Here is a 21,816-nt window from a genome sequence, read left to right as displayed (position 1 = left end):
ATTTGCATGGCGACGCTGGTCCTCCAAACCATCGGCTCCGCCGTCGGCGGCGCAATCGGCGGCCCGGTCGGCGGCGCTGTCGGACGTCTCGCTGGCGCCCTGGGCGGCGCGCTCTTCGATCAGGGACAAACCCACGGCGCGCCGCGCTACAGCGACGGGCCGCGCCTCAAGGCGATGGATGGGGTCGCCTCGACCGAGGGCGCGGGCATTCCGCGCGTCTACGGCCGGGCGCGAATTGGCGGGCAGATGATCTGGGCCACCCGCTTCCTCGAGCAGAGCAACGTAGCCATTCAAACCGCCGCCCCAAGCGGGGGCAAGGGCGGCGGCGGCGGGGCCGGCGCGCCACGGGTGGATGTTACCTACGCATACTTTGCGAACTTCGCGATCGGCCTTTGCGAAGGGCCAATCGCCTTCATCCGCAGGATTTGGGCCGACGGCGCAGAACTGGATCTGACGACGCTGCCGTTGCGCATCTACAAAGGAACGGAGGACCAGGAGCCGGATCCGCTGATCGTGGTCAAGGAGGGAGCGGAGAATGCGCCCGCCTATCGCGGGCTCGCTTATGTTGTCTTTGACAATCTCCCGCTGGCGTCGTTCGGCAACCGGATTCCGCAATTCACTTTCGAGGTCGTGAAGCCCGTCGCGGGCATTGGCGAGATGATCCGAGCGATCGATCTCATTCCCGGCGCGACGGAGGCTGGGTATCTCCCCGCGTTGAAGCTCAACTTCTGGTCAGCGGGGGCGACGAGCGCCGAAAACCGCCACCAATTGACTGCGCAGACGGACTGGCAGGCGTCGATCGACGCGCTCCAGGCGCTATGCCCCAATCTCGAAAGCGTGGCGCTCGTCGTCGCCTGGTTCGGCGACGATCTGCGTGCGCAATATTGCGCAATCGAGCCGTGCGTCGACGCGCCTTTCAAAACGATCGGCCAATTCAACTATCTGCTTGGCTCCTCATGGCCGGCCGACTGGAGCGTGGGCGACCGCACCCGCGCGACGGCGCGACTCGTCACCCAGATCGACGGACGCGCCGCATTTGGCGGCACGCCGAGCGACGCCTCGGTGCTCGGGGCGATCGCGGACCTCAAGGCGCGGGGCCTTTCGGTCACCTTCTATCCGTTTCTCATGATGGACGTTCCGCCGGGGAACGAGTTGCGGGATCCTTACAGCGGCGCAACCAGCCAGCCGACGTTCCCATGGCGGGGACGCATTACCTGCGACCCCGCGCCGGGGCGTCGCGGGTCGCCCGACAATAGCAGCGTCGCGGCGACGCAGATCGACGCCTTCGTCGCCCGCTACCGCAACTTCATTTTCCACTATGTCGACCTCCTGAAGTCGGCGGGCCTCGAGGCTTTTCTGATCGGCTCCGAACTGATCGGGCTCACGCGCGTGCGCTCAAGCCCGGGAGACTATCCCTTCGTCTCCGCGCTGACGTCGCTCGCCGCCGAGGCAAAGGCGATCCTCGGCGAAACGACAAAGGTCGGCTATGCGGCGGATTGGACCGAATATGGCGCGCATGTCCCCGAAGCGGGGGAGCTGCGCTTTCCGCTCGATCCTTTGTGGGCGTCGCCGGCGGTGGACTTCATCGGCGTCGACGTCTACTGGCCGTTGTCCGACTGGCGTGACGGCGACGCGCATTTGGACGCCGCGCAAGCGACATGCCCGCACGATCTCGACTATCTCATATCGCACGTCGCCGCCGGCGAGGGCTACGACTGGTATTACGCCGACGCCGAAGCGCGCAAGGCGCAGGTCCGGACGCCCATCACGGACGGCCTTGGCAAGCCCTGGGTCCATCGCACGAAAGACTTTGTCTCCTTCTGGTCGCAGCTGCATTACGAGCGCGTGGCGGGCGTCGAACTTGCGCAACCGACGGCCTGGGTCCCACATTCCAAACCGATCTGGATCGTCGAGACCGGCTGTCCCGCCGTGGACCGGGGAGCGAATGCGCCAAACATTTTTCCAGATTCTCGCTCGAGCGAAGGCGGCCTGCCCTATTTCTCGCGCGATGGTCGGGACGACCTCATCCAGTCGCGCTTCGTCGAAGCGATGCTTACCTATTTTGATCCGTCTCGCCCCGGCGGGTCGTTGGCGAATCCGCGATCGGCTGTCTACGGCGGCCCAATGGTCGATCCCGCGCGCATTCATATCTGGTGCTGGGACGCACGGCCATTCCCCGCCTTTCCAACGCAAGGCGACGCCTGGAGCGACGGGCCCAATTGGGAGACGGGACACTGGCTCAACGGGCGGCTGGAGGGCGTTCCCCTCGATCGTCTCGTGACGACGCTGGCCGAGGCCGTGGAGGCCCCGGGCCTCGCGATCCAGCGGCCCAGCATCGGTGGGTTTCTGGATGGCTATGTGCTGGATCGGCCGATGTCGCCGCGCGAGGCCATCGACCCGCTTGCGGCGCTTTATGGATTCGACGCAGCCATCGGCGCCGGCAGGCTCGACTTTGTCGATCGGCGCCGCAAACCGGTGCGCGAGATCGGCGATGGTGATCTTGCATTGGGAAAGGACATGTCGCTCGTCACCCTGACGCGGGCGCAGGAAAGCGAGCTGCCGGGCGAAATTGCGCTCACCTACGCCGACTCGGAAAGTGGCTATCAGCTGGCGCGGGCTCTCTCACGTCGACTCGAGTGCCGCTCGGCCAGAAAGAGCGACGCTCAGGCTGCGGTGATCACCCATCAGGCGGAGGCGCAGAGACTTGCAGACGTCTGGCTGCAAGACCTCTGGGTCGGACGCGAAACTGCGGAGTTCACTCTGCGGCCAGGCCTTGTCGGCCTCCAGCCGGGCGATGTGCTGCGCCTCGACGCGCGCCAATTCCAGATCCAGCGTATCGCCGACGGCGCCGCCCGACGCGTCATCGCAAGGGCGGTCGACGCATCGGTTTATGACGCGGCGGCGCCGAAGATTGAACGCGTCGCCCAGGCGACGCCACAAATCCTCGGGCCGCCGAGAGTCGTTGTGCTTGATCTTGCGATCCTGCGCGGCCCTGAAGCGCTTTCCTATGTCGCCGCCTTTGCCGATCCTTGGCCCGGCGCACTGGCGCTTGTGAAAACCATCGGCGCAGCGTCGGAAGCGATCGGCGTGATCGAGAAGCGGGCGATAATCGGCGACACGCTCGACATTCTGCCTCCAGGCCCTGTCGGCCGCTTCGATCGAGGATCGAGCCTGACAATACGCTTAGGAGGGGGAGAGCTTGCCTCGGTCGACGATCTGGCGGCGCTCGCTGGCAGGACCGCCATGGCCATCAAAGGCGCGGACGGCGAGTGGGAGATCTTCGCTTTCGCGCGCGCGGAGCTCGTCGGCGAGGGAACCTATCGTCTTTCGAGGCTCATCCGCGGCCTGGGCGGCTCGGAGCATCTCGCACGCCGAGCGGCGCCGGCCGGCTCCACCGTCGTGCTGCTCGACGACGCGCTCGTTCCGCTGGCGCGCAAAGTCGAAGAAATCGGCGCCCCGATCACTTACGCCATCGGCCCCACCGATCGAGACGTCGCCGATCCGCTTTACGTTCGCGCTACCGCCACGGCGACGCGTTTGACGCTGATGCCCTATGCGCCGACGCGCCTTCGCGCGGTTCGCACCGCTGAAGGAATTGTGATCCGCTTCTTGCGTCGCGGCCGCATCGACTCGGATAGCTGGGGGATGCTCGACGTTCCGCTCGGCGAGTCCAACGAGGCCTATGAAGCGGAGATTGTCCTGCCGACGGGCAAACGCGCGCTCTCCGCGCAGACGACCTCGATTCTCTACCCCGCCGCTCAAGAGCTCGCCGATTTCGGCGCGCCGCAAAGCGCTCTGACGCTCTCCCTCTATCAAATGAGCGCCGCTGTGGGGCGCGGGTTTCCTTTCACCGGCACGGTGACCATCGAATAGGCGAACCATGACCGAGACGACGCATCTGGCGCTGCCGCTCATCGACGCGGCTCAGGCGCAGAAACATATCACCCACAATGAAGCGCTGGCGATGCTCGACGCCAGCGTGCATCTTGCTGTGAACGCGCGCAATGTCGCCACGCCGCCGACCGCGCCCGCTGAAGGCGACCGCTTTCTCATCGGCGCGGGGGCGACGAGCGCCTTCGCGGGCAAGGAAAAGCAGATTGCGGCCTTTCTCGCCGACGGCTGGACGTTTTTGCGCCCGAGCGCGGGATGGCGCCTTTACGTCTCCGCGGAATCACTGCTGCTGTTTTTTGACGGCCTCGATTGGGTCGATCTCGGCCGCGGTCTGCGGGAAGTGCAAAACCTCTCGCGGCTCGGCGTCGGAACCACGGCCGACGCAGGCAATCCGCTCTCGGTGAAGACGAACGCGGCGCTGTTTTCAGCCAGAACTGTCTCCGAAGGCGGCGGCGGCGATCTGAGGGTGTCGCTGAACAAGGAGGCGTCCGCCAAAACAGTCTCGCACCTCTACCAGTCGAACTACTCGGGGCGCGCCGAGACGGGACTCGCGGGAGACGACAACTTTCGCATCAAGGTCTCCGCCGACGGCGCATTGTGGCGGGACAGCCTTGTCATCGACCGTACGACGGGCGCCGTTTCCTATCCCAGCGGTGGGCCGACAAGAATTCTGACGTTCAGAGCGAGCGGGTTTTACACGCCCTCCTCCGGACTTCGTTTCGCTGACGTCATTGTGTTCGGCGGAGGGGGCGGCGGCGGTTCCGGGGCGCGGCAGACGCCGGGCTCTCCCGCTTCCGGCGGCGGCGGCGGAGGGGGCGGCGCGTGGATCAGAGGCTCCTTCCCCGCTTCGGCGATCGGAGCCGGACAGGCGGTGACGATCGGCGCGGGCGGAGCGGGCGGAGCCGCTCAAACGACGAATTCGAGTCCGGGCGCCAATGGCGCAGCCGGCGGGGACAGCTCTTTCGGGTCCCTAATGAAAGCCTATGGCGGCTGCGCAGGGTCGGGCGGCGGCCTTGGAAGGGCGTCAGGCGGCGGCGGCGGTTCAGGCCTTGCGAAGGGAACCGACGCTTCCGGCGCAACAGGCGGGGCCGGCGGCGGTGGACAGGGTGGGGGCGGCTCGGGGGCGGGCGGCGGCGTCTCCCAACTTCTGGGGTTCGGCGGCGGCGGCGGCGGCGGCCCCGCCGACGGCTCGGCCGGCTTTAGCGGCGGGACCACCTTTTTCGGCGCTTCAGGCGGGGGCGCGGGAGGCGGTCTCACGGCCTCGAACGCCGCGAGCAACGGCGCTATGGGCGGCGCTTTCTTCCCGAGCGGCTTCGACGCGCGCGGCGCGCCGGGCGTTGCAGGCGGCGCGATCGCCGGCGGCGCCGGCCCTGGCGATTTCGCGACCACGACGGGGGCGTTCACTCAAGCTGGCGGCGGCGGCGGCGGCGGCGCCTCCGGGACGGCGATTGGCGGCGGAGGCGGCGTAGGCGGCTTTCCTTCGGGCGGCGGCGGCGGCGGCGGGGCGCATCAAAACGGCGGTTCAGGCGGCGCCGGCGGGGCGGGCGCGCCCGGCCTCGCGATCATCATCGAATATTTTTGATTTTTTTTCCCTCAAAAAGGAAAGGGGAACGCCATGCACTGGCCGAACGAGCGTCATATCGAGGAGTTGATCGAATTTTACGGCGATCCAATCTTGCACAGCTCGGTCAATCCGAGTTGGGAGCGTGACAACATTGTTGATCTCGTGCCCCCCTATGCGATGCGCTACTCATGGGGCCCGCCCGTAACGAAGTTACGCTTTCATCGCAGATGCAGGGACGCGTTCGGGGACGCGCTGCTCGCAATCAAGCGCCTCTATGGGACGCAAAAAGACATCGAGGCTCATCGCTTACATCTGACGGGCGGGTCGCTCATGGTGCGGCTCATGCGAGGATCGACAAAGAGCTGGTCCATTCACAGCTACGGCGCGGCCCTCGACATCGATCCCGAGCGCAATCCCTTTCGGTCTAAGTGGCGGCCTGGCTTCATCCCGCTCGAAGCCGCGCGCGCCTTTCAAGACTGTGGGCTGATCTGGCGCGGCGCCAACGGCGACTGCGACCCCATGCATTTCCAGGCCGCCGCTCGGTGACGGGCGCGAAACCTCAAACGAAGGAAGGAGCAAAAACACATGTCAGCCCTTAATCGCCTCGCCGCGATCGTCGACGACTTGCGAAGCTTGATCGGCGTCGCGGCCGACCACATCCAAAATCTGTCCCATAGCCTCGCCTATGCGCAGGCGCAGGCGGCGGACGCGGCCGCCATCGAACAGATCGCCAACGACCTCCAGGCCACCGCCGACCAGTTGCGTGGCGCGCTCACGGCGGTGGATCAAAGCCAGACGCAGGCCTGAAGCAAAGGACGGAAAATGACCGGATACCGCACTTATCTCGCCGCCGCGCTCGTCGCGATCTTTGGCGCGCTCGCCTCAACAGACTGGATCGCCTTTCTCAACGACCCCAAAGCTGGGGCCGTCGCCATTGCTTCAGCAATCCTCATGGCCTTGATGCGAACGTTGACCACGACTCCGCCCGGCAGCCTTTCCGCTGCGTTGCGCATGAAACGCTAGATTGCGAAAGCCGCCGAAGGCCGCCATGATAATGATCTTTTCACGCCTCCGGCGGCGTTCACCTGCCGTTCAGACACGAGTTTGCTAAGAGAACCATTGTAGGAAAGATGCCGACCCGTATGTTCACCTTTCGCAGCGTCCTGGCGGCCGCGACAATCGCGGCGGCGTCGCTGACTCGCGCGCACGCGGAGGAACAGGCGGAACGCGCCGTCGAACGGGCAAGCCCAAGGATACAGTGTTTCTCGACGGCGCAAACCCGGGAGAAGATTGCGGCGCACGGGCTCGTTGATCCCTTCGCTTGCATGCGGGCGGCCGCTCGCGAGAATCACGGCGAGGCTCTGGGCGCCCGTCTCTGCCGGCGTGAGGAAACCTTCATCTACGAGATCAGCGTGCTGCTGCCGGACGGCCGCATCTCGAGGCTCGCATATGACGCCATAACCGGAAAGCCGCATTCTGGCCACAAGGATGATTGATTCGAAGCCGCGGGCTTTTGGGCGGGAGGAAGAAGGTGCGGCTGCTCGTCGTCGAAGACGATAAGGACCTCAACCGTCAGATTGCGCAGGCTTTGGAACAGTCCGGATACGCGGTCGACCGCGCCTTCGACGGCGAGGAGGGCCAATATCTGGGCGAGACGGAAGCTTACGATGCGGTCGTGCTCGACATTGGCCTGCCAAAAAGGGACGGCATCACAGTGCTCGAATCCTGGCGCGCGACTGGTCGCGCCATGCCCGTGCTCATACTCACCGCGCGCGATCGCTGGAGCGAAAAGGTGCAGGGCTTTGACGCCGGCGCCGACGACTACGTCGCCAAGCCCTTTCATATGGAAGAGGTTCTGGCGCGCATCCGCGCGCTGTTGCGCCGCGCGGCGGGCCACGCGACGAACGAAATCGTCTGTGGTCCCGTCTGTCTCGACACTAAGGCTGGACGCGTCGTCGTCAACGGCGCGCCAGTAAAGCTGACATCGCACGAATACCGACTCCTCGCCTATCTCATGCACCACAGCGGTCGAGTGGTTTCGCGCAGCGAGATCATCGAACACATCTATGATCAGGACTTCGACCGGGACTCGAATACAATCGAGGTTTTCGTCGGCCGTCTGCGCAAGAAGCTTGGAGTAGATGTAATCCAGACCATTCGCGGCCTCGGCTATATGGCCGCCGCCGCGCCGGAGAGCCCCGGCGGAAGACGTTAGCGAACATGCGGTTGCCCCGCGTCATCTCTCGCTCCATCGCGACGCGCCTGTTTCTCACTGCGGCGGCGCTGAGTTCGGTCGTGCTGCTTGTCGCCAGCATGTTCTTTACGGCCTATTACCGGCAGGAAGCCGAAGAAATTTTCGAGCGGCGGCTTGAGGTCTATCTCCGCGCCATCGTCGCAGACGTATCGGAATCGGGCCAGGAAGGAAGAACGGGACCTGGTCAGCTTGGCGACCCTCAATTCGAACTACCGGGCTCGGGCTGGTATTGGCAAATCACTCGGATGGACGACTCGGCACATGAAATAAAGGCGTCCCGCTCTCTCTTTGCCGAAAAACTGCCGAAGCTTTCCGATCTCGGTGTGCCGGCCGGCGTCGGCGGTTCCCGACGTGGCGACGCCCAGGGGCCTGATGGGCGGCGGCTGCGGATCGTCGAACGGGTGATCGACGCAGGCGACACGGGGATCTATCTTGTCCAGGTCGCTGCAACCACCGAGGAAATGGAAGAGCAGATCGGCAGATTCCGTTTCGAATTGACGATCGCTTTCGCGGCTCTTGCAATAGCGCTTGCGGGCGTCGTCGCCTTTCAAGTGCGCTTTGGCCTACGCCCCTTACGCCTGCTGCAGCGCGAACTCGTCTCCATCCGCCGCGGCGAACGCGATCGGATCGCGAACGCCTATCCAAACGAGATCGCGCCCCTCGCGGACGAACTGAATCTTCTCATTGGGGCCAATCGCGACATTCTGGAGCGCGCACGCACGCAGGTCGGCAATCTGGCGCACGCCTTGAAAACGCCGCTCAGCGTCATGGTCAACGAAGCAGACGCCGCGCCCTCCCCGCTCGCAGTAAAGATCAACGAGCAGGCGGGAATTATGCGCGACCAGATCTCGTTCTATCTGGACCGCGCGCGCGCGGCGGCGCGTGGCGGCGCGCTGGGCGCGGCGACGCAGGTTGCGCCCTGCGTCGACGCATTGCTGCGGACATTCACGAAAATATACGGCGATCGGGGCGTGACGTTCTCGGGAAGCGTCGGCGCGGAACTGAAATTTCTTGGCGAACGACAAGACCTCGAGGAAATGATCGGCAATCTCCTGGACAACGCCGGAAAATGGGCGAAGCGGGAGGTGATTCTGACGATTTTGGTGCAACCTTCCAGGCAAGCAAATCGATCCGAACTCCTTGTCATCATTGACGACGATGGGCCAGGTCTTGCCCCTCCTCTGCGAAGGCAGGCGACCGAGCGCGGGCGAAGGCTTGATGAAACCAAGCCTGGCTCCGGGCTTGGGCTCTCCATCGTGGTCGATCTCGCAGCGGCTTATGGCGGCGCTCTTGACCTTGGCGACAGTCCGCGCGGCGGATTACGCGCGCAACTCAAACTGCCAGGCTTTTGACAGCCCCCGACTGCTGCGGCATGAAAAGCACGAGATTCTCATAGGAGAATCGAGGGCAGCAAGCCGGGCACACGCGAAATTTTTGCAAAGGGGCGACCGCAGCAAGCAAAGGGCCGGGCCTTTGGCGAGAACGGAGATTGGCGGATTGCGAGCTGATTTTTCTCCCCGATGAGACTTGCCTTCGTCCTGCTTCTACCGGCAGTTGTGATCGCCGGCTTGCTACTGCTTCTCGCGCGGGACGACGCGCCGGATGCGCTGGTTCGAGCCGACGTCGCGGGCGTGAAACTCGCCTACCCAAGAGCCTATGCGCGGGATGATGCGACGGCTGCGGGCGGCCTCGCCGACCGCTTGGCTTTCATCGCGTCCTTTCCGGCTTTCGTCCCCTTGCCGGCGACATCTCAGGGCGCGGCGCCATCGATCGTCATGACCGTGACGCCAAAGGACGACAGCCTCGACCCGCAAGAGCGTCCGGCGAAGCTCTACGCGCGCTTTCTCACGCCCGAAAGCCTTGTCGGCCCAGGCGGGCTGGTGCTCCGGCGCTTCGAACGCGCCTCCCCTTACGACACGGAAGAACTATTCATTGCGCCGCCAGAGGGACGCAGCTTTTTCGCGCGCTGCGTGAGACCGCAGATCGGCGCGCCCGACGAGGGCTGTCTCTCTGTGTTTCGAGATGGCGGTCTCGATGTTGAGCTGCGGTATCCGGCAGGTCTTCTGGAACAATGGGACGCGCTTTATGAGGGCGCTCACGCCCTTTTGGCGCGGATGCGTGCGGCCAGGGCGCGCGCCGGCGTCCGGTGAGTAAGCCTCACTCTTCTTCGAGATCGAAATCGAGAATGGCGATCTGAAGGGTGAAACTGGACAGTTTTGGATCATCCGCGGAGATGACGCCGAGGAATTCCCCGTCGCTGTTGAGCTCCACGGAGTCGGTCTTACGCGCGCGCGCCACAATGCTCAGCCGGTCGTTTTCGAAGAGCTTGCGGAGATAAGATTGCAGAACTTCTCGGCCCACGGGAATTTTCATTGCGAAAGCGAATGAACGATCGCCGTCCTCGTCGTCCACAGAAATTGTCGCGATCTGGCGCTCGCCAAGATAGGCCGCGGCGTTCTCGGTGTTTTTTGGGTCGAGCGTGACGCGGATATCGTCATTGCCGAAGGAGCGGCGAAGAAACGCCTGCAGCTTTTGCAACTCGCTTTTGTCCACGCTGGGCCTCCATTGGCTCTCGAGCAGTCCTGTGGCATGAACCCGCGCCTCGAGCAAGATGGGTTCATCTAAAAAGAAACGCCCGGCGAGAGGTCGCCGGGCGTCCGGTTCGAACGAGGCGCGGACTTATTCGCCGGCGTCCTTGAGGCGCTTGTTGCAGGAGCTCCAGAACTTCGGCCAAGTCAGCTTCTTGTCGCTCTTAAGGAGTTCCGCCTTCTGCGCCTTCCATTCCGCTGCGCACTTCTTCTGGCGGGCCTGCGTCGCAGCCTTGGTGTCGGCGGCGGGCTTCGCGGCTTCGGCCGGCTTGGCGGGCTCAGCAGGCTTCGCCGCCTCGGCGGGCTTGGAGGTCTCGGCCGGCGCAGCGGTTTCAGCCGGCTTCGCCGGCTCCGCCGGCTTGGCGGACTCTGTCGGCGCCGCGGTTTCAGCGGGCTTCGCCGGTTCGGCGGGCTTGGCTTCCGCGGCCGGGGCCTCGGTCAGGCTCGCGCGGCACTCCTTCAAAAACTCTTGCCAAGTCTGTCCGCCGAGTTCGTTCGCAGCCTTCTTGGCCTGATAACGAGATCCGCATTCCTTGAGCACATTGGCCTGGGCGAAGGCTTCGCCCGACGCGGCCACGCCGAGGCCGACGGCGACGAGGCCCACCGCAGCGCGGGAAACAACGAGACGGATCACCATATAAATCTCCCCTTATGGAAGCCGCTTGAGAAGTTGGCAGCGACTTGCGACGGCGCGATCAAGCACGCCGCGCGCCACCCGGACGCGGAACGTGTCAGCGGCGGCGTAACGATAGTCCCAACAGGGTTGTGAACGCAATCTGAACGGGCGATAAAGCGCCGAAACTCGCCACGAAGGAGCTCGATGTCGTGCCCCCCGCCCGCAAACAACCTGCAAGCTGGGGGGAAGGCGTGCTCGTTCACCTCGATGGTCTGTCGCGCTGCCCCTGGCCCGGATACGACCCGCTTTACGTCGCTTATCACGACGACGAATGGGGGCGCCCCGAAAGAAACAGCCAGGCTCTCTTCGAGAAGCTAATTCTGGATGGTTTTCAGGCAGGCTTGTCCTGGATCACGATCTTGCGAAAGCGAGAGGCTTTCAGAAAGGCGTTCGACGGCTTCGACCCATCGCGAGTCGCCCGTTTCGACGCCAGGCGCGTGCATGAATTGATGCAGAACGACGGCATCGTGCGCAATCGCGCGAAGATCGAGGGCGCCGTGCTGTCGGCCCGCGCCTGGCTGGAAATCGAATCTGCGCAGGGCTTCTCCAACTATCTCTGGGACTTTGTCGACGGCCTGCCTGTCGTCAACAACCCCAAGAGCATTAGCGACGTACCGACCCAGAGCGCCACTTCCGCGCGCCTCTCCAAGGATTTGAAAGCCAGAGGCTTCAAATTCTGCGGCCCTACGATCGTTTACGCCTTTATGCAGGCGGTCGGGATGGTCGACGACCATCTGGTGGACTGCCACGTGCGGCTGACGAGGGGCTCCAAATGACTGGCGCGCGGGCAAATAAACGGCCATTCAAGGACGTCCCGCCGCGCGCATGGCAGCGCATGCTCTCGGGCCGGCGGCTCGACCTCCTGGATCCCTCGCCGCTAGATATCGAGATCGAGGACATTGCCCACGGCCTCGCCCGCGTCGCCCGCTGGAATGGCCAGACAATCGGGCCTCACATCTTTTCAGTTGCGCAGCACAGTTTGCTGGTCGAAAAAATAGCGGCCGTGATGGAGCCCTCCATCGGCCGCAGCGAGCGGTTGTTCATGCTGCTGCATGACGCCCCCGAATATGTGATCGGCGACATGATTTCGCCGTTCAAGGCAGCAATCGGGGACGCTTACAAATCCATTGAAAACAGGATTCTAGCGGCGATTATGCTACGCTTTTCGCTGCCGGCCGCGCCCGGCCAGGCGACGTTGAAGCTTGCTAAGCAGGCAGATCGGACGGCGGCTTTTTTCGAAGCTGTGTCGCTCGCAGGCTTTACACGGCGCGAAGCCGAGAGCATTTTCGGCCTCCCTGCGATCTCCCCGCAGGCTCTGACGGATGAGATGACGCCTGCCCCCGTAGAGACGACGCAGACGCGTTTTCTCGCACGCTTTCGTGAGATCGACCGCAGCTAGCGGAAGATTAAGAGGTTTTTGATGTCGAGCGGACGACTCTACGTCTGTTCCATGACCAAAGTGGTCGACACTGTGCGCAGCAGCGGCGCGCGTTCGCTGGTGACCATCTTGACGGCCGGCGCCTCGCTGGTCCGCCCCTGCGAGATCGCTCGGGAGCGTCATTTACGCATCGCCGTGTCCGACATTGACGCGCCTGTCGACGGGCACCTCCTGCCCGGCGAGGAACATATCGATCGGCTCCTCGCCTTCATGGAGGATTGGGACCAAGCCAACCCGATGGTGATCCACTGCTATGCAGGCGTGAGCCGATCTCCAGCGGCGGCGTATATCGCCGCCTGCGCGCTCGCGCCGCACCGCTGTGAATTCGAGGTGGCGCGCGAACTGCGCCGTATTTCGCCGACCGCGACCCCCAATCGGCGGATCGTTGCGCTGGCCGATCGTCGGCTCGGCCGCGAAGGACGAATGGTCGCCGCCATCGCCGCGATTGGCCGCGGCGCGGATTGCTTCGAGGGAGCGCCATTTGCGCTCGAACTGGCCTGATCGAAACAATTGAAAGGGCCAAGAGCCCGACGCTGTCTCCGCCGGTTGCGATCGGCCTGACGGCGGCGATTGTCGCCGTTCGGGGCGAAGAACCGCTCATCCTCACCACCCGCACCGACGAAAAATGCAGTGAAGCCGCCCTGCCGTCCGGGCCCTTCGACCCGATCCGACATCGGACCTTCGAGATTGGTCTGCGCGCCTGGGTCGCCGAACAGACCGGCGCGCCGCTCGGCTACGTGGAGCAACTCTACACTTTCGGCGACCGCGGTCGGCATGCGCGCGCCGGCGACCGGGATCCTCATGTGGTTTCCGTCGGCTATCTCGCCCTGACGCGCATTGGCGACGACAGTCAGCGCCCGGCGATGGGCGGCTGGCGCAATTGGCATGATTTCTTCCCTTGGGAAGATTGGCGTAACGGCCGCCCCGCGATCATCGAGACGACCATTGCGCCAGGGCTCCGTCAATGGGTGGAGGAAGCGCCCGATGCCATTTCATCCTCCGGTCTCTCGCGCCGGCAGCGCGTGGAGCTCCTGTTCGGCGCGCGCGGCTTCAACGAGGAAAATGTCCTCGAGCGCTATGAGCTGCTCTACGAAGCGGGCATGGTGGAGGAAGCGCTGCGAGATGGGCGCGAGGCGGCCGCCCGGCGTGGGGCGCTCGAACCCCTCGGCCATCCGATGCGACATGATCATCGCCGCATTCTTGCCACGGCCATGGGGCGGTTGCGCGCCAAAATGAAGTATCGGCCGGTGATCTTCGAGCTAATGCCGGCGGCGTTTACCCTCACAGAGCTTCAGCGAACAGTCGAAGCGATCGCCGGACGGCATCTTCACAAGCAGAACTTCAGAAGACTGGTCGAGTCTTCCGCCATCGTCGAGCCAACCGGCGAAATGTCTATGCAGACCGGCGGACGGCCGGCCGCTTTATTCCATTTTCGCCGCAATGTTCTGCAAGAACGGCCTTCGCCGGGCCTGCGCGTGGGCATAAAGAGCTGACTTCAGCCCTTTAAGCGACTGTTCACCCTATTTAGGCGAACCTTCCCAAGCGTCTGGCTCGTAAAGCGTAGGGGTGCGTCTTGGGATATCTTTCGCCGCCGCCGTCGCCGGCCCCCGTCATTGTCTACAAAGACGTAGGCGGGCTCGTCACCGACTATGAGGCGCAGACTGAACAATATCGGCGTGAGAATCGCGAGGTTCGTCTGCATGAATGCCGTTCCGCCTGCACGCTTGCGCTGAGCCTGCCCAACGTCTGCGTCTACCCCGACGCCCAGGTAAAATTCCACCAAGCTTATAATGCCCTCACACGAGAAGTGGACCTTGGCATCTCCGCCAAGCTTTTCGCCTCCTACCCGGCCGCCGTGCAGGCGCGGCTCGGTTATCTGACCCGCGAATACAGGATTTTGCGCGGAAGCGAGTTGATCGCGCTCGGCGTGCGCAACTGCAACGGCGACAATCCCGTGCTCATCGCTAACCGTCGCCAGCGCGAGGGAGCGCCCACAAGAATCGCCAATGCCGGCCCAACCGTTCCGGGGCCTGCCATGAACCCCTTTGGCGATCTCGCCCGCAAGGTTCAAACCGCCGTCGCCGGGGCTTTTTCAGCATCCGAGCAGCAGCCGAACGCCTCGATCCGCATCGCCGTGGCGGACCGCGAGCACATTCCCGATGGACGACCATCTTCGGATGCGGTGGCGCGCTCCGAACCGGCGACGAGCGTCGCCCGCGGGCTCGCCGACGCGCCGCCGCTGCCGCCGCGCCGCCCGCCGTCTGAGGCCTTTACGGCCCAGGACGCCGCTCCGATAGCGATGATCCCTGGGTCTCAGCCCATACTGAGCGCAAAATTCCTACCTGTCGCGACCCGCTAGACAGAGCAGCAAGCTTGGCGCCCGGTCGGCTCTCTGGCTATTTTTTGCCATGATGCTAACCTAACCCAGACGGCGTTCAGGGAAATCTGTCTTGAGGGGCGGCTTTCCGGCGTGACACGCGCGAACCAACCTGCGCCAGTTCAAAAGCGGCGCAATCAAACCCTGCGAAGAGTCGGGGTCGTCCAGAAGCTGGCCCCGCCAGTCTGACGGGCAAGGGACGGGGAACGGTCTTGGGCGGGTCCACCGACTGCCCCAAGCGAGACGGGGAAGCGACTTTTTGACGACGCCTCGCGCCTGCAATGGGAACTCGACCTCGCCGATCTCGTTTGCGCTCGGCTGCTTATGCGCCCTGGCGTCCGTCCTCGCGCCGAGCGTGACCGAGACCGCAATCGCCAACGGCGACACGCGGACAATCTATCTCCATCATGCGCATACCGGCGAGGACATCGCCGCGACTTATCTCGTGAATGGCCAATATGACAGTCGGGTTCTGGAACAGCTGAACTGGTTCCTGCGAGACTGGCGCCGCGACGAGCCCACGAATATGGACCCCCGCCTCTTCGACGTCGTCTGGGAGGCCTATCGCAGTGCGGGCGCGGGCAATCAGGTGATCAACGTCGTCTCGGCCTATCGCTCGCCAGAGACCAACGCCATGCTGCGCGCGCGCTCGCGCGCCGTCGCCAAATATTCTCAGCACATGCTCGGCAAGGCGATGGATACCACCATGCCGGGAATGCCAATGTCGCAAATTCGCGAAATCGGCATGCGCATGCAGCGCGGCGGGGTCGGATATTACCCGAACGCCAACACGCCTTTCGTGCATCTGGACGTGGGCAATGTGCGCTCCTGGCCGCGCATGACATACGAGCAGCTCGTCCGCCTTTTCCCCGACGGAAAGACGGTTCATCTTCCGACCAACGGCCAGCCGCTTCCTGGCTATGAGGAAGCAAAAGCCGAGATCGAAGCCCGCGCCAACGGAGCGTATGTGGCGGCTCCGCGCCGGACCTTCGGCGGCTTCCTCGCCGCCCTCTTTGGCGGCGGCGGGGGCGAGGACGAGGACGCGGAGATTGCGACGCCGCCGCCCAGCACCCGAAAGCAGTGGGCGGCGCTCGCGCCTCGTAACGCCCGTGAATCGCAAGCCGATTACGAGTCGGGCGGCGACGAGGGCGCCGCTGTCGAACGGCCCGCCGGCCGTCGCGGCCGTAATCAGATCGCGCGCGCCGAGGCGGACCTGCCGCGCGGCGAGACGGTCATGACGGCGACCGGCGCCGTAGCGGTCGCCCCGGACTCCGCCCGCGCGCTCCAGGCTGCCCCCGTGCCGCCAGAGAACGTCCTCGAAGCGCCGGTCGTGGGAGAGAAGCGGCGCCATCTCGCCAATGCGCCGCTGCCGCCGCGCGGCCGCCCAGCCTCCCTGGACGAAAGAGCCGTTGAAACAGCCAGCCTGGAGACAGGGGCGCAGGATGGGCGGCCAGCTGCCGCCCAGGATGGGGAGACGTCCGAAGACGCCTCGGCGCATCACTACGTGAAGGCCCCCGTCCCGCCACGTCGGCCCGCGAGCCTGACGGCCTCCCTGGAGCCCACGCCCCGATCTGCTGAAGAACGCGGCGACGGCGCCCGTTTGGCCAATTCGGCTGAGGCGCAGCCGAGCAAGGACGACCCCGCGCTTGCTTACGCCCCGGCCAGTTCCGACGAGACGGCGCAGGACCCGGAGCCGACCAAGCCCCTGCGCCGGGCCAGCTCCCAGAGGGACGATCTCGTTCCCGCGCGGCTCGATCGATCCAATTTCAACACGCTGACGGCGGCGACGCCGGCGGAACGCGCGGTCGGCCGTTCAGTTCTAGGCGCGCCAATCACGGCGGTGCGCTCGGCCGCCCGCGCCAGCGAAGCCAGCGTGCTGCTGCCCCCAGCGCGTCCCGCCCACCTCGTCGGCTTCGCCGCCCCTGCTTCGCCGCCGGCTGATAAATTCTCGCCAGCGGCGGCGCACACGCGTCCGAGCAGCCAAAAGGCCGAGACGTCGAAGAAGTGACCGCGGCCTGTTTGTGAAAGAGAGGACTCCTGCGCCGCTGTAAAGCGTGGGAAGTCATTGATCGGTCATAGGGGCAAGTTAAGGTCTTCCCCGTCGGCGTTAGACGCCGGCTATCGAACGCCCCGACGCCGGAGGTAAGCGCGGGGCGTTTTGCTTTCCTGCGCTATAACAGTGCAGCTGATCGCAAGAAGCAGATCCCTGCGGTCATCGGCCTGACTTTAGAGGTGAGATGGTGGGGGAAGTAGGACTCGAACCTACGAAGGCTTAGCCAGCGGATTTACAGTCCGCCCCCTTTGCCGCTCGGGACATTCCCCCATCTGCCCGCATTCAGTTCTTGGACCAAATTCCGGGCAAGGACTCGAAAGCAGGCGACTGGGCTTGCCGCCCGTTCGCCGCTTCGATTGTCCGCGACGCTGTGTAGATGAAAGAGCCAGCCCAGTCAAACCCTGCCCCATGAAGTTACAGGGAAGATTTTTGCGTCGGGATCCGCCCCCAGGACGGACAGGCTGACGCCGCGCGCCGGCGCGGCGCGCCGGCGCCTGCGGCGGCGCACTTCCTCGGGGCTGCGGCAGGCGCGTTGGCAACCTTGGAAAGGAGCCAAGCGGACGCATGGCAAAGCTGGAACATCGCGCACGGGAGGGCGTTTCGCTCAAAGGTTGGCTCGCCTGAGGGATTGCACGAAATGACGGCGCAGATGCGGGTTTTGGCCGACGGGCCGCGCGATCCTCTTACCCCCCGCGAATTGCAGCCGGCCTACCGAAATTTCGACGCGCCCCGCCTCTACGAGGAAGCGATAAAACGCGGCGAGGGCGCGGTCTCCGGCAGCGGCGCGCTCGTCGTCGAGACCGCGCCGCACACGGGTCGTTCTCCGGCTGACAAGTTCATCGTGCGCGACTCCCTGACCGAGGACAGCGTCTGGTGGGACAATAATCAGCCGATGTCGCCTGTGGACTTCTCGACGCTCCACGCGGACATGTCCGCGCACGCTCAAGGGCTTGCGCTCTTTTCACAGGATCTTCAGGTCTGCGCCGACCGGCGCTACAGCAAGCGGGTGCGCGTCTATAGCGAGTTCGCCTGGCACTCGCTGTTCATCCGCAACCTTTTGATCAGGCCATCGCAGCCAACCGACGGACCGGCGGATTTTACCATTATCGACCTGCCCACTTTCCGGGCGGACCCAAAACGTCATGGCTGCCGTTCGCATACGGTGATCGCGCTGGACTTCACGCGTCGCGTCGCGCTGATCGGCGGCACCCGCTACGCGGGCGAGATCAAGAAATCCGTGTTCACCCTGCTCAACTTTCTGATGCCGGCTCAGGGCGTGCTGCCGATGCATTGCGCCGCAAACGACCACGCGAGCGGCGCGGCGATCTTTTTCGGTCTATCTGGCACCGGCAAAACGACACTTTCAGCCGATCCCGAGCGCGCCCTTATTGGCGACGACGAGCATGGGTGGGGCGACGCCGGCGTATTCAATTTCGAAGGCGGCTGCTACGCCAAGGCGATCCGTCTTTCTCGCGAATTCGAACCCGAAATCTATGCCGCGTCGCAACGCTTCGGGGCCGTGCTGGAAAATGTCGCAATGGACGCCTCAACGCGGCGCGTCGACTTCGATGACGACTCGAAGACGGAGAATACTCGGATCGCTTATCCGCTCGACTTCATTCCCAACGCCGCGCGCGATGGCTGCTCCGGACATCCAAGAAATGTGGTGCTGCTGACCTGCGACGCCTTCGGCGTGCTGCCGCCGATCGCCAGGCTGGATGCGGCCCAGGCCATGTATCATTTCCTCTCGGGATACACGGCGCGGGTCGCCGGAACCGAGACAGGCGTTCACGAGCCGCAAGCGGTTTTCTCCACCTGCTTCGGCGCCCCTTTCATGCCGCGCCACCCCTCCGAATATGGCGCGCTGCTGCGCAATCGCATCCTCAAACACCAGGCCAATTGCTGGCTTATCAATACAGGCTGGTCAGGCGGCGGCTATGGCGAAGGCAAGCGCATGCCCATCGCCTTGACGCGCGCGCTCCTGCGCGCCGCCTTGCACGACGGCTTCGCTGGCGCGCCGTTCCGGCGCGATCCGCATTTCGGATTGTCGACGCCGCTTTCGGCGCCAGGCGTCGACGCTTTCCTTCTCGACCCCGCCGCGACATGGCGGTCACGCGAAGCGTTCGAGGCCACGGCTGCGAAGGTCGCGAATATGTTTTGCGACAATTTCGCAACTTTCGCGCCCTTCGTTGATAAGGACGTGCTGGAAGCGGGCCCCCGTCGCGCGCCGTAACCTTTACGCAGACTCGAATTTCGGCGTTTGCAACGTCGGCGTCGCGCTCTTGTTGAGAGCGGCTGTCACCAGCGCATCGAACAGCGCCGTCGCGGTCGGATCGACTCCCGGGGCGTCCCGCAGCAGGCGGAATGTCGAGATGACAATATGGCCCTCACCATAGTTGCGCTCCACTGCGAGACCGACGGGCTTGTGAATCCAGCCGACCGCCAGCGCCGCATGCACCCGGGCGTGGAAATCGAGCAGATTGCAGCCCGAAATCACATGAGTCGGAATCACGCGGTCGAAAGAATGGTCGATCAGTGGCCCGCCCGGCAGGCTGCGGAAAGCGCCGCGGCGGCGGAGCCAAGCGAAAGACGAGGCCCAGTCGCCGCGCCAGAGCGTGCCGTCCCGTGCAACGACCTTCACGTTTTGCCAGTGCGGGAAGAAGGGAGTCAGGGTCCCTTCCTCATCAGGCAGTAGGAGCGCCCGCCCGCCGCCGCGCACATAGGCGGCAAGCTCAGGCGCACTCTGCAGAGCGACGACGGCATCGGCGTCGCCGATATTCGCCGCGAGGCGGTAGCCCAGCGCCTGAAGGCGCACGCGAACGTCCGGCTCCGGTGACCAGAGCGACAGATTTGGGCTTTCCGAACGCCGAGGATGCAACGCGACCTCAATCTCGTTGCGCGCGATGACGCGGTCGCCGATCCGCAAATGGAACGAGAGGCGCCGCATGCACGGCTTGTCGACCTCCGGCAAGGCGATTGAGATTTCTCCGAGATCGAGCACGCTGGCCGCCTCGAGCCGCGCGAGAGAAATCGTCTGCGGCCAGTCGGACAAAATCTCGAGCGCCGCGCCTTCAACCGCGTCGCGACCGCCATGGGCGATGCGCAAAGGCAAACGCAGAGTTTCACCCGACCAAAAGGCGGCGCGTTCGAGCCGTGGCACGATCACCGTATCGTCGTTGATCGTGTGAAAAAGCTCGTGGAAGACGCGCGGATTCGAACGCATGTCGAGGAGGCCGTTGGACTCCCAATGGCAGTCGGTCAGCTCGGTGATCACGTAGCCGGCGATTTCCGGGCGGCGGCGCATCGCCTCGATCTCGTATTTCAGCGCGCGAAACTGCTGCCATTGCGCCGCCTCGATGAAAGCCTCGAAACTGCCAAACACGCGATCGAGGCTCCAGTCGTGGAAGCGGTTCTGGACGCCATGCGGATACATGACGCCTTCGCCCCAGTCGTGTCCCGTCTCGAACCACCAGGGCTCGCGTCCGTCCGAATCGCTCAGCTTGTCGGGATGCGGCAGGCCCCAATTGCCGAATTCCGAGCACAGCAGCGGCTCCTCGCCGGTGATCACGGCGTCGCCTTCCGGACTAAACAGCCAGTCGCCACGATCCGCGAGCGCGTCGACGAAACGGTCCCAATCGTGGCGACTGTCTGGGATTGCGGCGTAGAAGTGATAATCGGCGAGATCGCTTTGCACATGGAAACTCGGCGCGAGCGGCGAATTGTCGACGACGAGGCGCGTCGGATCATAGGCCTTAAGCCACAGGTACAGGCGCCGCAGCCAGGCGCGGTGCTTTGCGTCGTGGACGAGGTCCACGCCCCAGTTCTCGTTGATGAGCGTCCAGCAGAAGATCGAGGGATGGTTGCCGTCGCGATCGATAATACCCTTGAGCGTCGTTTCCTTGCGTTCGCGTGAGCGCTCGGTTGAATAGCCGCCATTGGGCAGCTCGGCCCAGACGAGAAGACCCAGACGGTCCGCCGCCTCGTAATAACGCGGGTCGGGCGCCTTGATGTGGCAGCGCAGCGCGTTGAGGCCGAGTTCCTTGGCCTTGCGGAACCTGTCCTCGATGAACTCGAGAGAAGGAGGCGTGCAGATCGTGTCAGGGTAGTAGTCCTGATCCAACGCGGCGCGCAGATAGAAGGGCTTGCCGTTGAGAAAGAGTTTGCCGGCCCGCGTTTCGATCTTGCGAAATCCGAAACTCGTCTCCTTTTCGTCGATCGTCACCCCATCGCGCATCATGCGCAGGCGAAGCCGATAGAGATTGGGCGCGTCCGGCGACCAGGGTCGCGGATCGTCGACCCGGGCGCGCATTGTCGCATGTTCGGCGCCAACCGCGAGTTCAGCCCGGGCTGTCGCGACGCAGTCGCCGTCAGGCCCAAGCGTCTCGAGGAGCGCCTCTGTGCGATTGCACAGCGCGCGCTCGAACCTCAGCTGTGCGGAGACTTCGCCGCTGTCGAGATCCGAGCCGACGCGCAGGCAGGTGACGCGATCCGGAATGTTGAGCTCGATAAACACCGACTGCCAGATGCCGGAGAGCGGGCCATACCAGCTCTGCTTGCCGAACGGCATCTCCGCGAAAGGCGTATGCGGAAACTCTGCAGGGTCGTCGGTAGGGCTTTCGACGCGCACCTCTATCTCAGCGCGACCCGGCGACAGGCGGTCGGTGATGTCGAAGTAGAAGGGCAAAAAGCCGCCGACATGGCTGCCGATCAAGGCTCCATTCACGAACACATGCGCTATATGAAACACCGCGCCAAAATGGAGGAAGACGCGCTGCTCGAGCCAGTCCGCGGGCACGTCGACGCCGCGGCGATAAACCGCCACGCCGCCGCGCATGCTCAGATCCGGGAACTGAGCCTGCCAGGGACTTGGAACGAGGATGTTCCTCATCCCAGCGAGCGCTGAGGCGCTCGCGCCGAGATATTGGAACTCCCAAATGCCATCCAGGCTGATACGCGCTTTCTTCACCGACGTCTT

General features: G+C 64.4%; 19 protein-coding genes and 1 tRNA gene. 16 read left to right on the top strand and 4 right to left on the bottom strand.

From position 1 onward, the window contains the following. The first annotated feature begins 6 nt into the window (after positions 1-6). The 9 genes from RVU70_RS10900 (at position 7) to RVU70_RS10860 (ending at position 9,859) form a co-directional block, all read left to right on the top strand. Positions 7-3,873: a glycoside hydrolase/phage tail family protein gene (locus tag RVU70_RS10900; RefSeq protein ID WP_363346137.1), complete on the top strand. Its 3,867-nt coding sequence runs from the start codon at positions 7-9 to the stop codon at positions 3,871-3,873. 7 nt (positions 3,874-3,880) lie between these two features. After that, entirely contained in the window at positions 3,881-5,473 is a 1,593-nt protein-coding gene (locus tag RVU70_RS10895; protein WP_363346135.1) for a DUF2793 domain-containing protein, read from the top strand. Positions 5,474-5,506: 33 nt separating this feature from the next. Further along, positions 5,507-6,001 (top strand): M15 family metallopeptidase, encoded by a 495-nt coding sequence (locus tag RVU70_RS10890; RefSeq protein WP_363346133.1) that lies wholly within the window; start codon positions 5,507-5,509, stop codon positions 5,999-6,001. Between the two features lie 39 nt (positions 6,002-6,040). Continuing rightward, a complete protein-coding gene (locus RVU70_RS10885) occupies positions 6,041-6,262 on the top strand; it encodes a hypothetical protein (RefSeq protein WP_363346131.1) in 222 nt (73 codons plus the stop codon). 15 nt (positions 6,263-6,277) lie between these two features. Next, positions 6,278-6,478, top strand: a complete 201-nt coding sequence (locus RVU70_RS10880; protein ID WP_363346129.1) for a hypothetical protein — start codon at positions 6,278-6,280, stop codon at positions 6,476-6,478. Between the two features lie 107 nt (positions 6,479-6,585). Further along, a complete protein-coding gene (locus tag RVU70_RS10875) occupies positions 6,586-6,951 on the top strand; it encodes a hypothetical protein (RefSeq protein WP_363346127.1) in 366 nt (121 codons plus the stop codon). A gap of 35 nt (positions 6,952-6,986) precedes the next feature. Beyond that, positions 6,987-7,670, top strand: a complete 684-nt coding sequence (locus tag RVU70_RS10870; protein WP_363346125.1) for a response regulator transcription factor — start codon at positions 6,987-6,989, stop codon at positions 7,668-7,670. A gap of 5 nt (positions 7,671-7,675) precedes the next feature. Next, on the top strand, positions 7,676-9,061 hold the full coding sequence (locus RVU70_RS10865; RefSeq protein ID WP_363346123.1) for an ATP-binding protein: 1,386 nt from the start codon (positions 7,676-7,678) through the stop codon (positions 9,059-9,061). 168 nt (positions 9,062-9,229) lie between these two features. Then, positions 9,230-9,859, top strand: a complete 630-nt coding sequence (locus tag RVU70_RS10860; RefSeq protein ID WP_363346121.1) for a hypothetical protein — start codon at positions 9,230-9,232, stop codon at positions 9,857-9,859. A 7-nt stretch (positions 9,860-9,866) separates the two neighbouring features. Here the strand turns inward: RVU70_RS10860 and RVU70_RS10855 are convergent, their stop codons facing one another. Together RVU70_RS10855 and RVU70_RS10850 are read right to left on the bottom strand one after the other, a co-directional pair. Continuing rightward, the gene (locus RVU70_RS10855) at positions 9,867-10,262 is read right to left on the bottom strand and encodes a DUF3126 family protein (protein ID WP_363346119.1); all 396 of its coding nucleotides are present in this window, start codon (positions 10,260-10,262) and stop codon (positions 9,867-9,869) included. Between the two features lie 126 nt (positions 10,263-10,388). Beyond that, positions 10,389-10,934: a hypothetical protein gene (locus tag RVU70_RS10850; RefSeq protein WP_363346117.1), complete on the bottom strand. Its 546-nt coding sequence runs from the start codon at positions 10,932-10,934 to the stop codon at positions 10,389-10,391. Positions 10,935-11,164: 230 nt separating this feature from the next. On the opposite strand from RVU70_RS10850, the gene RVU70_RS10845 reads away from it, so the two are divergent. The 6 genes from RVU70_RS10845 to RVU70_RS10820 all read left to right on the top strand — a co-directional run bounded on the left by RVU70_RS10845 (position 11,165) and on the right by RVU70_RS10820 (position 16,796). Further along, complete coding sequence (locus RVU70_RS10845) at positions 11,165-11,749, top strand: DNA-3-methyladenine glycosylase I (RefSeq protein WP_363346115.1); 585 nt, start codon at positions 11,165-11,167, stop codon at positions 11,747-11,749. After that, positions 11,746-12,372: an HD family hydrolase gene (locus tag RVU70_RS10840; RefSeq protein ID WP_363346113.1), complete on the top strand. Its 627-nt coding sequence runs from the start codon at positions 11,746-11,748 to the stop codon at positions 12,370-12,372. Before RVU70_RS10845 ends, RVU70_RS10840 begins: the two co-directional genes overlap by 4 nt. 21 nt (positions 12,373-12,393) lie before the next feature. Next, positions 12,394-12,912, top strand: coding sequence for a protein tyrosine phosphatase (locus RVU70_RS10835; protein ID WP_363346111.1), 519 nt, complete (start codon positions 12,394-12,396; stop codon positions 12,910-12,912). Positions 12,913-12,920: 8 nt separating this feature from the next. Beyond that, on the top strand, positions 12,921-13,904 hold the full coding sequence (locus RVU70_RS10830) for an NrtR DNA-binding winged helix domain-containing protein (protein WP_363351300.1): 984 nt from the start codon (positions 12,921-12,923) through the stop codon (positions 13,902-13,904). An 80-nt stretch (positions 13,905-13,984) separates the two neighbouring features. After that, on the top strand, positions 13,985-14,770 hold the full coding sequence (locus tag RVU70_RS10825) for a hypothetical protein (RefSeq protein WP_363346109.1): 786 nt from the start codon (positions 13,985-13,987) through the stop codon (positions 14,768-14,770). Between the two features lie 373 nt (positions 14,771-15,143). Then, positions 15,144-16,796, top strand: a complete 1,653-nt coding sequence (locus RVU70_RS10820; protein ID WP_363346107.1) for a DUF882 domain-containing protein — start codon at positions 15,144-15,146, stop codon at positions 16,794-16,796. Between the two features lie 230 nt (positions 16,797-17,026). Here RVU70_RS10820 and RVU70_RS10815 read toward each other — a convergent pair. Continuing rightward, positions 17,027-17,111, bottom strand: a tRNA-Tyr gene (locus RVU70_RS10815). Between the two features lie 367 nt (positions 17,112-17,478). Between RVU70_RS10815 and RVU70_RS10810 the strand changes: the two genes are divergently transcribed. Further along, positions 17,479-19,074: a phosphoenolpyruvate carboxykinase gene (locus RVU70_RS10810; RefSeq protein ID WP_363346105.1), complete on the top strand. Its 1,596-nt coding sequence runs from the start codon at positions 17,479-17,481 to the stop codon at positions 19,072-19,074. Between the two features lie 3 nt (positions 19,075-19,077). Here RVU70_RS10810 and RVU70_RS10805 read toward each other — a convergent pair whose 3' ends face one another. Beyond that, a complete protein-coding gene (locus RVU70_RS10805; protein ID WP_363346103.1) occupies positions 19,078-21,807 on the bottom strand; it encodes a sugar-binding domain-containing protein in 2,730 nt (909 codons plus the stop codon). Positions 21,808-21,816 lie beyond the last annotated feature (9 nt).

The sequence above is a fragment of the Methylocystis echinoides genome, from assembly GCF_040687965.1.
Lineage (GTDB): Bacteria > Pseudomonadota > Alphaproteobacteria > Rhizobiales > Beijerinckiaceae > Methylocystis > Methylocystis echinoides_A.
Note: the sequence above shows the minus strand (reverse complement) of the source record. Positions and strands in the feature narration are given on the sequence as shown.

Excerpts from the sequence above, each read along its gene's own strand:
- RVU70_RS10900 (WP_363346137.1), top strand. The coding sequence starts at position 7 with ATGGCGACGCTGGTCCTCCAAACCATCGGCTCCGCCGTCGGCGGCGCA.
- RVU70_RS10895 (WP_363346135.1), top strand. The coding sequence starts at position 3,881 with ATGACCGAGACGACGCATCTGGCGCTGCCGCTCATCGACGCGGCTCAG.
- RVU70_RS10890 (WP_363346133.1), top strand. The coding sequence starts at position 5,507 with ATGCACTGGCCGAACGAGCGTCATATCGAGGAGTTGATCGAATTTTAC.
- RVU70_RS10885 (WP_363346131.1), top strand. The coding sequence starts at position 6,041 with ATGTCAGCCCTTAATCGCCTCGCCGCGATCGTCGACGACTTGCGAAGC.
- RVU70_RS10880 (WP_363346129.1), top strand. The coding sequence starts at position 6,278 with ATGACCGGATACCGCACTTATCTCGCCGCCGCGCTCGTCGCGATCTTT.
- RVU70_RS10875 (WP_363346127.1), top strand. The coding sequence starts at position 6,586 with ATGCCGACCCGTATGTTCACCTTTCGCAGCGTCCTGGCGGCCGCGACA.
- RVU70_RS10865 (WP_363346123.1), top strand. The coding sequence starts at position 7,676 with ATGCGGTTGCCCCGCGTCATCTCTCGCTCCATCGCGACGCGCCTGTTT.
- RVU70_RS10860 (WP_363346121.1), top strand. The coding sequence starts at position 9,230 with ATGAGACTTGCCTTCGTCCTGCTTCTACCGGCAGTTGTGATCGCCGGC.
- RVU70_RS10850 (WP_363346117.1), bottom strand. The coding sequence starts at position 10,934 with ATGGTGATCCGTCTCGTTGTTTCCCGCGCTGCGGTGGGCCTCGTCGCC.
- RVU70_RS10840 (WP_363346113.1), top strand. The coding sequence starts at position 11,746 with ATGACTGGCGCGCGGGCAAATAAACGGCCATTCAAGGACGTCCCGCCG.
- RVU70_RS10835 (WP_363346111.1), top strand. The coding sequence starts at position 12,394 with ATGTCGAGCGGACGACTCTACGTCTGTTCCATGACCAAAGTGGTCGAC.
- RVU70_RS10810 (WP_363346105.1), top strand. The coding sequence starts at position 17,479 with ATGACGGCGCAGATGCGGGTTTTGGCCGACGGGCCGCGCGATCCTCTT.